This is a genomic window from Streptomyces sp. SM1, from assembly GCF_002910825.1.
Taxonomy (GTDB): Bacteria; Actinomycetota; Actinomycetes; order Streptomycetales; family Streptomycetaceae; genus Streptomyces; species Streptomyces okerensis.
On record NZ_NEUB01000818.1, the window covers coordinates 1 to 11,749 of the forward strand.

At 69.7% G+C, this 11,749-nt stretch carries 9 protein-coding genes and 3 pseudogenes; 5 read left to right on the forward strand and 7 right to left on the reverse strand.

Annotation, left to right across the window (positions count from 1 at the left end):
* The 4 genes from B9S61_RS25440 to B9S61_RS25455 form a co-directional block, all read right to left on the reverse strand.
* Positions 1 to 1,630 (reverse strand): penicillin-binding transpeptidase domain-containing protein (locus B9S61_RS25440; RefSeq protein WP_103544336.1); only part of this gene is annotated, 1,630 nt, incomplete at its 3' end.
* A 116-nt stretch (positions 1,631 to 1,746) separates the two neighbouring features.
* Complete coding sequence (locus tag B9S61_RS25445) at positions 1,747 to 3,387, reverse strand: penicillin-binding transpeptidase domain-containing protein (protein ID WP_103544328.1); 1,641 nt, start codon at positions 3,385 to 3,387, stop codon at positions 1,747 to 1,749.
* 509 nt (positions 3,388 to 3,896) lie between these two features.
* Positions 3,897 to 4,235 (reverse strand): XRE family transcriptional regulator, encoded by a 339-nt coding sequence (locus B9S61_RS25450; protein WP_103544329.1) that lies wholly within the window; start codon positions 4,233 to 4,235, stop codon positions 3,897 to 3,899.
* The gene (locus B9S61_RS25455; protein ID WP_103544330.1) at positions 4,232 to 4,618 is read right to left on the reverse strand and encodes a type II toxin-antitoxin system RelE/ParE family toxin; all 387 of its coding nucleotides are present in this window, start codon (positions 4,616 to 4,618) and stop codon (positions 4,232 to 4,234) included. The genes B9S61_RS25450 and B9S61_RS25455 overlap by 4 nt, the downstream gene beginning before the upstream one ends.
* 206 nt (positions 4,619 to 4,824) lie before the next feature.
* Here B9S61_RS25455 and B9S61_RS25460 point away from each other — a divergent pair, with 206 nt between their 5' ends.
* Complete coding sequence (locus tag B9S61_RS25460) at positions 4,825 to 5,166, forward strand: hypothetical protein (protein WP_103544331.1); 342 nt, start codon at positions 4,825 to 4,827, stop codon at positions 5,164 to 5,166.
* Positions 5,167 to 5,453: 287 nt separating this feature from the next.
* On the opposite strand, the gene B9S61_RS25465 is transcribed toward B9S61_RS25460, so the two are convergent.
* The 3 genes and pseudogenes from B9S61_RS25465 to B9S61_RS25475 form a co-directional block, all read right to left on the reverse strand.
* Complete coding sequence (locus B9S61_RS25465; RefSeq protein WP_103544332.1) at positions 5,454 to 7,199, reverse strand: dolichyl-phosphate-mannose--protein mannosyltransferase; 1,746 nt, start codon at positions 7,197 to 7,199, stop codon at positions 5,454 to 5,456.
* A gap of 115 nt (positions 7,200 to 7,314) precedes the next feature.
* Positions 7,315 to 8,842, reverse strand: a pseudogene (gene tnpB / locus B9S61_RS25470) (IS607 family element RNA-guided endonuclease TnpB).
* Positions 8,758 to 9,342, reverse strand: coding sequence for an IS607 family transposase (locus B9S61_RS25475; RefSeq protein WP_103544333.1), 585 nt, complete (start codon positions 9,340 to 9,342; stop codon positions 8,758 to 8,760). Before B9S61_RS25475 ends, tnpB begins: the two are co-directional and overlap by 85 nt.
* Before the next feature lie 112 nt (positions 9,343 to 9,454).
* Here B9S61_RS25475 and rsmI point away from each other — a divergent pair, with 112 nt between their 5' ends.
* From rsmI to B9S61_RS42605, 4 genes and pseudogenes are all read left to right on the forward strand, one after another.
* Positions 9,455 to 10,321, forward strand: coding sequence for a 16S rRNA (cytidine(1402)-2'-O)-methyltransferase (gene rsmI, locus B9S61_RS25480; RefSeq protein WP_103544334.1), 867 nt, complete (start codon positions 9,455 to 9,457; stop codon positions 10,319 to 10,321).
* A 232-nt stretch (positions 10,322 to 10,553) separates the two neighbouring features.
* Positions 10,554 to 10,853, forward strand: a pseudogene (locus tag B9S61_RS25485) (hypothetical protein); the annotation flags it as partial.
* A 191-nt stretch (positions 10,854 to 11,044) separates the two neighbouring features.
* Positions 11,045 to 11,302: pseudogene (locus B9S61_RS42600) on the forward strand (reverse transcriptase domain-containing protein); the annotation flags it as partial.
* Between the two features lie 84 nt (positions 11,303 to 11,386).
* Entirely contained in the window at positions 11,387 to 11,695 is a 309-nt protein-coding gene (locus B9S61_RS42605; protein ID WP_258039849.1) for a group II intron maturase-specific domain-containing protein, read from the forward strand.
* Positions 11,696 to 11,749: the final 54 nt, after the last annotated feature.

Genomic DNA, 11,749 nt, shown 5'->3' on the forward strand with positions numbered 1-11,749 from the left:
GCCCGGCCGTGGAACCGCCGTGGCCGCCCTCCTGCACCACACCGGCGGCCGCCAGGTCACCGCGGTACGCCGTGAACCAGCCGTTGGGCTTCTTCTGGCCGTCGACCTCGGCCGACCCGGTCTTCGCGCCCCGGTCACCGCTCACCTGGGCCATCGCCTCGGCGGCCGTGCCGGAGGTGGCCGTGTACGACATCAGCTCCCGCAGTTGCGCCAGCGTGCCGGGTGACAGGGTCCGCGAGGCCGTCGCCAGCTCGCGTCCGTCGACCTCCGGCGAGACCAGATAGGGCTGGTGGAACACGCCCGCCTTGACCGTCGCCGACACCGACGCCATGTTCAGCGGGTTCATCCGCACCCCGCCCTGGCCTATCAGGGAAGCCCCCATCGGGGCGTCCTTCTGCACCGGCACCGAGCCGTCGAAGGTCGGCACACCGACCTGCCAGTCGTTCATGCCCAGGCCGAACACCTGCTGGGTGTGCTTGGTCAGGTCGTCGTCCTTCAGCTCGGGAGCCTGGCTGATGAAGGCCGTGTTGCAGGAGCGGGCGAAGCTCGCCCGGAAGGTGCCGTCCTTGATCTGGAACTTGTCGAGGTTCTGGAACTTCCAGCCGCCGTAGCTGAAGTACTTCGGGCACGGATGCTTCTCGTCCATCGAGGCGAGGCCCTTCTCGATCAGCATCGAGGCGGTGATCACCTTCATCGTGGAGCCCGGGGCCAGCGACCCCTGGAACGCGGTGTTGAAACCGTGCGAGGAGTTCGCCACCGCGAGTATCTCGCCGGTCGACGGACGCAGCACCACCACCGACGCCTGCTTCTTCTGCGCCACCTGCGCCTCGGCGGCGGCCTGCAGGGACGGATCCAGTGTGGTCGGCACCGTGCCCGGCGTGCCCTCGCTCAGCTCCAGCAGCGTCTTGTCGGACAGTTTCGCCTTCTCGGAGGCCTTGCCGCGTACGATCCGCAGCTCGACGCCGGCCTCGCCGCCCGCCTTCTCGCCGTACTTCGCCCGCAGGCCGTCCAGCACCGACCCGAGCGACGGATACGTCTTCGTGGTCAGTTCACCGCCGTCCCGGTCCAGCGCCTTGACCGGCGGGGTGCCCGCCTCACCGGTGACGAGCCTGTCGCCGTCCCTGAGGTCGGGATGGACGACCTCCGGCCGCCAGCCGACCAGCGGCTCACCGTCCCCGGCCCGGCGCACGACGGTCAGCGCGCCGCGGTACGTCAGCGGCTTCGCGATCTCCTTGTAGGACACCGTGCCCTTCAGGGTGAAGGGGACGTCTGCCCCGGCGGCGGTGCCCGGGGTGAGCGTGACGTCCCTGACCCCGGCCTCCTTGGCGTAGGCGGTGAGCAGCGCGGTGGCGGCCGCCGGGTCGTCCGTGGCGGCGGCGGCCTCGGACACCTGGCCGGCCTCCCAGGCGGTGAGGAAGCGCTCGGCCGCGGCGGTGACCTCGGCGGCGGACAGCGGGCCGGTTCTGACGTCCTCCCGTGCCGTGGTCGTACGGGTGCCCTCCTGGCCGCCGCCCCCTGTCAGCGCGTAGGCGCCGACCCCACCGGCGCCGACGACCGCGGCGATCACCGCGCCGATCACGGCGGGCCTCGTCCTCGGCCGCTCACCGGCTGCGCGCACTCTGTTCCCCACTGGTTCCCGTTCCTCCGCTGCCCGCCGGGCTCCCCGTGACCCGCGTGGCGCTCATGGCGCATCCCTTACGCCGACGACGGCCACCACCCTAGAGTCCCGTCAACTCTGTGACGCGATCAGCCGCCTGCTCGTAGCACGGCTGCGACAATCGGGCCGGCCGCGTCGCCGCCGTGACCGCCCTGCTGGGCCATGGCCGCCGCCGCGATGTCGTTCCGGAAGCCGGTGAACCAGCTGTCCGAGGTGTCGTTGCCGTCGACCTCCGCCGACCCGGTCTTCGCGCCGATGTCGCCGCCGAGTCCGGCCATGGCCTTCTGCCCGGTGCCCTGCGTGGCGGTGAGCCGCATCATCTCCTTCAGCTGGGCGGCGGTGTCCGCGGGCAGGCCCTTGGCCTGCGCCAGCTGCCGGCCGTCGAGGTCCGGGGAGACGAGATACGGCTGGCGGAAGGTGCCGGTGATGGCCGTGGCCGTCACCGAGGCCATGTTCAGCGGGTTCATCTGCACCTGGCCCTGGCCGATGGCGTTCGCCGCCTGGTCCGGGCCGCCGACGTCGGGAACGCTGCCGTCGAAGGAGACGATGCCGGTCTTCCAGTCGTCCCGGCCGAGCCCGAACCGCTCCTGTGCCTCCTGGGTCAGGGAGGCCGTGGTGAGCGGCTTCTCGTCGATGAGCTTGATGAAGGCCGTGTTGCAGGAGCGCAGGAAGCTGTTGGCGAGGGTGGCGCCCTCGTTCGGCTCCATGCCGGTGAGGTTCTTGAAGGTCTGGCTCTGCCATACGGCGCTCGCCGGACAGGGCGCCGGGCCGTTCATCGAGGTCACGCCGTTGTCGATGAGCATGGCGGCGGTGATGATCTTCATGGTGGAGCCGGGGACGACCTGGCCCTGGAAAGCCGCGTTGAATCCGTCCGCGCGCTGGTTGGCCACCGCCAGCACCTCACCGGTGCTCGGCTTCACGGCCACCACCGACGACTCGGCGAACCCCTTCACCGCCTTCTCGGCCGCCGCCTGCACTCCGGCGCTGAGGGTGGTGCGCAGCTTGCCCGGCTCCCCCTCGGCCAGGGTCAGCAGCGAGGTGTCCGCGGCCGCCTCACCGGAGGCCGTCTCGGCGTGCCGGACCATCAGCTCGACGCCCGGCGTGCCGCCGGCCTGCGCACCGTACTTCTGGCGCAGGGTGTCCAGGACGGGACCGAGGGAGGGGTACTTCTCCTTCGTGAGCACCGTGCCGTCACGGTCCACGGCCTCGATGGGCGGCTGTGCGGCCTCCGCGGTGACGAGCGCGTCGCCCTCCCGCAGATCCGGGTGCACGACGGACGGCTTCCAGTCGACCAGCGCCCGCCCGGTGGTCTCCCCCCGGACGACCGTCAGCTCGCTCGCGTAGCGCAGCGGCTTCGACCTGCCGCCGAAGGCGACGGTCGCCTTCACGGTGAACGGGACGGTGGTGCCGGTGGCCTCACCGGGCGTGATCACGACATCGCCGATGTGCGCCTCCGCCCCGTACCCCGCCAACAGCCCCCCGGCCACCTGCGCGTTGTTCGTGTACGAGGCCGCCTGCTCGGCCTGCCCCTTCTCCCAGGCGCCGAAGAACGCCTCGCTCGCCTTCCTGACCTCGTCCCGGTCCGGCGGCCCCGACTTCCTCGCCTCCGACGTCCCGCCGCCCCCGTCACCGCCCACGGCCGACACGATATTGTACGCCCCGTAACCGGCGCCTCCCACCATCACCGCGAACACACCGCCTATGACAGCGGTCCTGACCCCCTTGCCCATCGGGCGAACCCCTCCCCCGCCGGACCCCACGTCTTCTGAACGCGTTCAGAAAGCCCGGCGCGTGAGCACTCTATGCGGTGAGGGTTCCGACCGGGCCGTCTGTTTCCGTTTGTTGTCCCAACGGAGACCCCGACCGCCGGGATCCGGACGGCGCCCCGTGACTACACCCACGTATCCAGCCACATCCGCGCCCGCCAGTCGTCGATCGGGATCGGGGTGCCGATGACCTGGAGTTGAGTCGAACCGCAGTGATGCGGGTTGCCTCGTGCTTCATCTCCACACGGCGAGCCGACGAAGGGCCGAAGCATTCCGCCGACATCAGCGGACGCGAGGGGTGCCCCAGTTGCACGGGCTCCGAGCCCACGGCCCCCAAGGAGGCTTGGGAACAGTAAGGCTTCGGCCACCGGGATCCGTCATCCGGCATCCGCGAAGGACCAAGGACGGGAGAGCCAATCCGGAGGGTTGTCGGCCAGGTCCTCAACAGGTACGCGAGCGTCGTAACAGTCGCCTCAAGCGACGGTGTACTCCGCATCCCCGAAATCCGCGATCACACGCAGCCGGCCACCGAGTGCTTCCACATAAGCCCGGAGCGTCGCCACCTCGGCCCGGTCCAGCTCGCCGTGCTCGATCGCGGAGACACGAGGAGCAGAGACTCCCATGGACGTGGCAACCTGGCGCTGGGTCAACGCCTGTTCACGCCGGACCTCTGCCAACCTGTGGGCGCGCACCTCGGCGGTCAGCCTGTCCATGGACGCCTGCTTTTCCTGAGCCGAACGCACCGGCAGTCCAGCGGCCTCGCGCCGCTCACGCGCCTTGCGCTTGGTCTCCTCCCAGCTGACTGTGCTCATTCGTACTCCCTGGTCTCAAGATCGGTCACATGCGCCTGGTAGCGCTCCTCGGCGATCGGGATGTTGACGTCGTACCAACGCTGCCAGTTTCCGGCCTTGTCGCCAGCCACCAGCAGCACGGCCCGTCGCACTGGATCGAAAGCGAAGAGGATCCGGATCTCGCTGCTCCCGGACGAGCCCGGCCTCAGCTCCTTCAAGTGATGGCTGTCGGCACCCTTGATCCGGTCGACCAGCGGACGACCCAGCGTCGGACCTGTGACCGCCAGCATGTCGATGGCGTCTTCCACCTGCTCGGCGCTGTCCCAGTCCCCCTCCGCCAGCGCGTCGAACCATGCCGCGACCTCGGCGACGAGGACCACTTCCCATTGAGCCACGACCCCCATGTTAATGCAAGCGTTAACACGAGCTGTGCTGAAAGACCGGTGCCCCAGACGGTGCGGACGAGGACAGACTGTCCCACCGCATCCGCCGCACTCCCGCGAACGGCTGCAGCCTCGGCAGCTCACCAAGACCCTCGGCAAGATCCGGGGCAAGGCCGTCACCGATCAGTCGCCGGCTGTGCGGCGGCACAGTACGAGCATCATGAGGCATGGGGATTGATCTGGAGCTGCACTCATCACGGCCGACGCGCAACAACTGGCGCAAGTCCCGCGCGACACTTCTGCGGAGCTCCTACGGACACGGCGACGCGCTGGCCGATGCGCTCGGCTCACTGCAGCTCCTTGGAGCACTGGGGAGGCTCACTGCCGTCGATCCGTACGGGGACACGTTGATGAACGAACAGGAGGCCGCAGCCGTCCTCCGGGAGGTCCAGGGTCTGAGGCAGAGATGCAGTGACGACCGTCAGCTCGCCGCACTGGACGACCTCGCGACGATGCTGGAGGAGTGCGAGGCCACTCCAGGAAGTTACTTGTGGTTCGCGGGCGACTGAAGCTCCCTCGTCACGTCCGCCGGGTGAGTGTCCAACTGCGTGACAACGCCCACGGACAACGGCGGACGCCCGTGGATCGTCAGCGCAGGTGACGGGCGCGCCGGACCGAGGTCAAGCGCCCACCCCGAGTTGCTTCGAGGCGAAGGGGTCGCACCCCGAGGCCGGCGAGATCCGAGACGGAGTCCAGGCCGTCTCTGGGCCGCAGTGACTTCAGCGGCGGGATCCTCGGAACGACAATGGCCACGGGGGCGCGGTGCTCCACCGGCCCCCGTGGGACGTATGTCCAGCTACACCCACGTATCCAGCCACATCCGCGCCCGCCAGTCGTCGATCGGGATCGGGGTGCCGGTGTGGATCGGCCAGAAGTAGATGAAGTTCCAGGCGATCAGCAGGGTCAGGACGCCCGCCGCCGTCGCGCCCGCGACGCGGCGGGTGTCGCCGGAGCGGGGCGGGCCGACGAGCGCTCCCAGGAGCATCGCCACGGCCAGGCACAGGAAGGGCAGGAAGACGATGGCGTAGAAGAAGAAGATCGTGCGTTCCTGGTAGAAGAACCACGGGGCGTAGCCGGCCACGATGCCGCAGGCGATGGCGCCCGCACGCCAGTCGCGGCGGAAGAACCAGCGCCACAGCACGTAGAGCAGGGCGAAACAGCCCACCCACCACAGCATGGGCGTGCCGATCGCCAGGACCTCCTGGGCACACTTCTCACCCGCGTCGACGGGGCAGCCGTCCGCGCCGGGGGCGGGGGACTCGTAGAAGTACGACACCGGCCGGCCGGCGACGATCCAGCTCCACGGGTTGGACTCGTAGGTGTGCGGCGAGGACAGGCCGACATGGAACTCGTAGACCTGGTTCTCGTAGTGCCACAGACTCCGCCACCAGTCGGGGAACAGCCAGGACCAGGCGCTGTCGCGGCCGTCCCGCACCGCCCAGTCGCGGTAGTAGCCGCCGGTGCCGTCGGACGGGGAGAGGATCCAGCCGATCCAGGACGCGAAGTAGGTGACCACCGCCACCGGCACCGTGGACAGGAACGCCCAGCCCAGATCGCGCTTCAGCACCGCCGTCCAGGGGTGCCGGGCGCCCGCGACCCTGCGTGCGCCGACATCCCACAGCACCGCCATCACACAGAACGCCGCCATGATGTACAGCGCGTTCCACTTCGTGCCGATCGCCAGGCCCAGCATCAGGCCGGCCGCGAGCCGCCAGGGCCGGAAGCCGATGCGGGTGTTCTCCGCCGTCCAGGCGTCGGGCCGGGCCCGTCCGTCGGCGTCCACCGGCAGCGCGGCGGCCAGTTTCGCCCGCGCCCGGTCCCGGTCGACCACCAGAGCGCCGAACGCCGCGAGGACGAAGAACATCAGCACACCGTCGAGCAGCGCGGTCCGGCTCATCACGAAGTGCAGCCCGTCCACCGCCATCAGCGCGCCCGCGAGACAGCCGAGGAACGTGGAACGGAAGAGCCTGCGGCCGATCCGGCACAGCATCAGCACCGACAGCGTTCCCAGCAGCGCGGTCATGAACCGCCAGCCGAACGGGTCGAAGCCGAACATCAGCTCGCCCAGACCGATCATGTACTTACCGACCGGCGGATGCACCACATACGCCGCGTCGGTGGGGATCGGCACGTCCCCGCCCGAGTTCAGGATCAGGCTGTTGGCGTTCTTCTCCCAGTTGACCTCGAACCCGCGGTGGATCAGCGCCCACGCGTCCTTGGCGTAGTACGTCTCGTCGAATATCACCGCCTTCGGGCTGCCCAGGTTCCAGAACCGCAGCACCCCCGCCAGCAGTGTGACCAGCAGTGGACCGCCCCACGCCGACCAGCGCGTGATGCGCCGCGCGAACGGCGGCGGCACCCCGAGCGTCGCCCACAGCCGGCCCGACGGCTCGGTGTACGGCGGGACCAGGCGGTCACGGACATCGTCTCCGGGACCCGGCGCCCGGTAGCCGAAACGGCGCAGCCGCTGCTGCCACGTCTGCCGCTGCTCGAGCGACGACTGCTCCTGCCGGGTGTCCGTGGAGGACGCGGTACTGGTCACCGCGCCATCGTAGGGAACGGCGCTGTGTGAGTCCCGCGCATGGGCGGTATGCCGTTGCCGAGACCGTAGTCAGGTCTTGGCATCCCGGGTATTTCGGCCCGGAAGGTCCGTCACATCACCAGAGCGTCAAGGGCTTCGGTTTGAGTACGGTCTCTCGCTTCTGTTTGCCGCTGGTGCGGCAGGGTTGCGCCACCTGCCCGCCTCGCCTCCGCCTTGCGGCGGGGCGGGTGGTGCGGGTCTTCTGGTCGGCTCCACGAGGTTTCGGCACCGCCGGGACGGTGTCCTGGTCTCCGGCCACTCCGGTACCAGTCACGCAGGCTGCCGCGAGAGCGGCGAGGTTGAGTGCGGCGTTGTCGTCCCGGTCGATGACCAGGTGGCAGGCGTCGCATTCGTAGGTACGGATGTGCAGCGGCAGCTTGGCTTTCACTTCGCCGCACCCGGAACAGGTCTTGGATGAGGGGTACCAGCGGTTGGCGATCACGAGGCGGGTGGCGTGGCGTCGGCTGGTCTTGTAGTCGAGCTGGTGGCGGATCTCGCCCAATCCGGCGTCGGCGATCCGGCGGGCGAGGCGCCGGTTGCGGAGCATGCCGGCGACGTTGAGGTCTTCCACCACGATGGTGCCGTACTCGGCGGCCACGGCGGTGGTGAGCTTGTGCAGGGCGTCTTCGCGGACGTTCGCCACCCGGTGGTGGACCTTGTTCGGCCTTCTCCCACCGGCGGGACGGTTTCTGTCCGGTCCGCCGGTCGGGGCCCCGGCGGCGGGACACGGTGCGGGACGCCCGGCGCAGCTGCTTACGCGCGGCGTCGTAGTGCCCGGGATTGGCGACGGTGCGGATCTCGCCGGTGCTGTCGGCCATGACCGCGAGGATCTTCACCCCGAGGTCGATACCGACCGCCGCGTCCGGTCGTGCCACGCGTACGAGGTCGCGCTTGACCTCGGCCTGGAAGGACACGAACCAGCGCCCCCGCTCGTGGCGGACGGTCGCGGAAGGGATCCGGGCCGTCCCGGCTTGGACGCGGGTGAGGAGTCCGGCAGTGGGCTCGTGGGTGCGGAGCGTGCCCAGGCGGGGTAGCGTCACATGCCGGCCGTCCCGCTCGACGCGGATCGTGCCGGTCGTGAAGCGGCAGGACGGGCGCGCCTTCCGCTTCGACTTGAAAGGCGGCACACCGACTCGCTTGCCCTTACGCTGTCCGCGCTTGGACTTCGCGTAGTTGTCGAACGCGGCGGCGGCGTTCGCGAGGCCCGTGGAGTACGCCTCCTTGGAGTTCTCCTCCCGCCAGGCCGCGAACCTCGGGTCGGTGTGCTTGGCCTCGTTGAACGCCTTCCGCAGGGCGGGCAGCGACCACGGCCGCCACTCGGTCAGATCCTCCTCGGCAATCCCGTACGACTCCTCCGCACGGCGCTGCCACCACGACGCCCCGACCCAGCCGACAGCCCAGTTGTAGGCGGCACGCGCCGCGCCGCAGTGCGAGCGCAGCGCATGCTCCTGGGAGGCGTTCGGGTCCAGGGCGAACCGGTATGCCTGCACCACAAAACCGGGCTGCGCCTGGAACTTCTTCACCCGGCGGCCTCGCCGGTCGCCACGGCCACCGCGCGGGCGGCGCGGGTCCTCGCCACTTGCCGCCCGTACAGGCGGGCGCACATCGACGTGAGCACCTCGGTGATGTCCCGCACCAGGTCGTCAGCGGTCTCAGTGGGGTCGAGGACGACCAGGCGCCGCCCGGACGCCGACAGGACGGCTTCGAGATGCTCGACGCCGAACCGGGCCAGCCGGTCACGGTGCTCGACCACGATTGCGGTGGCGTTCGGGTCGGACAGCAGGCGGTGCAGCCTGCGGCGCCGCCCGTTCAGCCCCGAGCCGACCTCGGTGACGACCTCGGCGACGGCCAGGCCGAGCCCGTTCGCGCCGGCCACGACCCGGGCCGCCTGCCGCTCCAGGTCGGGCCTCTGGTCGGCGGACGACACGCGGCAGTACGCCACCACCCGCCCCGAGGTCGCAGAGACGACCGCAGCGGGCTCAGCGACCAGCCACGTTCCGGACGGCGCCTGACGGACCGGAACGGGCATCTTCCCGTCCTTCACCCAACGCCAGGCGGTCTGGTAGCTCACACCTTGCTGCCGCGCCCACTCCGAAAGTTTCATAGCGCCAAGGTATTCGAGACGTACGACTAGAGGTGACTATGAACGACTAGAAAACGTGTAGTAGCTTTCACCCCCGCCTCGGTCCTTTCCCCGTTGCTGGGAGGATGGGGCCGTGACCGGAACCCTCGTACTCGCAGGCACCCCCATCGGCGACATCTCGGACGCGCCGCCCCGGCTCGCCGAGGAACTGACCGGCGCCGACGTGATCGCCGCCGAGGACACCCGGCGGCTGCGCCGGCTGACCCAGGCGCTCGGCGTCACGGCCAGGGGCCGGGTCGTGTCGTACTTCGAGGGCAACGAGTCCGCCCGTACGCCCGAACTGGTCGGGGAGCTGGCGGGCGGCGCGCGCGTGCTGCTGGTGACGGACGCCGGGATGCCGTCCGTGTCCGACCCCGGGTACCGGCTGGTCGCCGCGGCCGTCGAGCGGGACATCAAGGTCACCGCCGTGCCCGGCCCGTCCGCCGTGCTCACCGCGCTCGCCCTGTCCGGGCTGCCCGTCGACCGCTTCTGCTTCGAGGGGTTCCTGCCCCGGAAGGCCGGCGAGCGGCTGGGGCGGCTGCGCGAGGTCGCGGACGAGCGGCGCACCCTCGTCTACTTCGAGGCCCCGCACCGCCTCGACGACACCCTCGCCGCGATGGCCGAGGCCTTCGGGGCCGAGCGGCGGGCCGCCGTCTGCCGGGAGCTGACCAAGACGTACGAGGAGGTCCGGCGCGGCCCGCTGGCCGAGCTCGCCGAGTGGGCGGCCGAGGGCGTGCGCGGGGAGATCACCGTGGTGGTCGAGGGCGCGCCGGAAAAGGGCGCGGAGGAGATCGACGCGGCCGAGCTGGTCCGGAGGGTGCGGGTGCGGGAGGAGGCGGGGGAGCGGCGCAAGGAGGCGATCGCCGCGGTGGCGGTGGGGGCGGGGGTGCCGAAGCGGCAGGTGTTCGATGCGGTGGTTGCGTCCAAGAATGCCGGTTCCCGTCCGGGGGAGCGCCGTTAGGGATGCGGAGTGTCTCGGGCTGGCGGTGGGTGGGGGCTTGCCGCGCAGTTCCCCGCGCCCCTGAAGGGGCTGAAGCCTGGCGTTCGTAAAGAGCTACGGGGTGGTTTGGCAAGCCACGGCCAAATCGACACCAATACTCGGTTTTCCCTCCTGTGCCCGGGGCCGGGGAGGAGTCCACTGGGGGTGAGGACGGGTTCGGATTCGTTTCGTCGGTGGACCGACGGGAGCCGCTATGAGTGAGAACTCGGGGTACAGGGGACTGCGGGCGGGTGCTACCGCCGTGGTCAACGAGGCGTATTCGTTCGCGTGCATGCGCTGCGGATACGGGTGGGAACAATCGTTCGAGATAGAGCATCACACCGACGCCGACGGCCATGACTTCGTGATCTACGTGTCGGACGGCCGGGTCGTCCCCTCCCCGCTGAACCGGCCGACCTGCCGGAACTGCGACGGCCACGTCGTACGGATCCTGCGCCCGGGCCGCGTCGCCTCCGCCCGAAAGGACCGGCCCGGGGGACCGGTACCGCTTCCGTAGGATCGGGGGCATGTTGCGTCCTGAAAGCTGGTCCAGGCTCGCGGGTGGAAGTCCCGTCCGGGTAGACACCGGAGTGCCCGGTAGCAGGTCCCGGTCCGTCGGAGAGATCCGGCGGGCTGAGCGGGATGTCAAGAGCCCCTTTGGGGGGAGCAAGCGCGCGGGCCGTAGCGTGAAGCGGGACGCCTCAGGGCGGGGTGATCTCGCCTTTGCTGGCCAACGTCTACCTGCACGTTCTGGACTCCGGGCTATCGCGGCGCGGAGTGGGTGAGCTGGTGCGGTACGCGGACGACGGCGTCGTCCTGTGCCGTTCGGAACGCCAGGCCAGGGCTGCTCTTGACGCGGTCGGGGAGATCCTGACTTCGCTGGGGCTGCGACTGCACCCGGACAAGACGAAGATTGTTGACCTCAGAGAGGGCCGGGAAGGACTCGACTTCCTCGGCTGCCACTTCAGAGCACGCTTCTCGGGCAGGTCGTGGGAGAAGTACGGGACCGTCCGCTTCTACCTGCACCGCTGGCCCTCGAAAGCGGCGATGAAGAGACTCCGGGACAAGGTCCGGGAACGGACCGACCGCCGTCGGACTGGAATGGATATTCGGGACGTGATTGCGGACCTGAATCCGATCCTGCGCGGCTGGGGTAACTACTTCAGAACCGGGAACGCCGCTGACAAGTTCCAGACCGCTGATCGATATGTCGTATGGCGGCTCCACAGATTGATGGCCAAGAAGCGCGGCCGCAATCTGAGGTCAGGCCAGCGGGCGGAATGGACTGAGGAGTGGTTCAACGGGCATGGCCTGTATCGGCTGGGTGGCACGATTCGCTATCCGAAGGCTGCGTAACCATGTCAAGAAGATCATCGGTAAGCCGTGTGCGGGAAAACCGCACGCACGGAT

Excerpts from the sequence above, each read along its gene's own strand:
- B9S61_RS25475 (WP_103544333.1), bottom strand. The coding sequence starts at position 9,342 with ATGAAACTTTCGGAGTGGGCGCGGCAGCAAGGTGTGAGCTACCAGACC.
- B9S61_RS42605 (WP_258039849.1), top strand. The coding sequence starts at position 11,387 with ATGAAGAGACTCCGGGACAAGGTCCGGGAACGGACCGACCGCCGTCGG.
- B9S61_RS25460 (WP_103544331.1), top strand. The coding sequence starts at position 4,825 with ATGGGGATTGATCTGGAGCTGCACTCATCACGGCCGACGCGCAACAAC.
- B9S61_RS25445 (WP_103544328.1), bottom strand. The coding sequence starts at position 3,387 with ATGGGCAAGGGGGTCAGGACCGCTGTCATAGGCGGTGTGTTCGCGGTG.
- B9S61_RS25455 (WP_103544330.1), bottom strand. The coding sequence starts at position 4,618 with ATGGGGGTCGTGGCTCAATGGGAAGTGGTCCTCGTCGCCGAGGTCGCG.
- B9S61_RS25450 (WP_103544329.1), bottom strand. The coding sequence starts at position 4,235 with ATGAGCACAGTCAGCTGGGAGGAGACCAAGCGCAAGGCGCGTGAGCGG.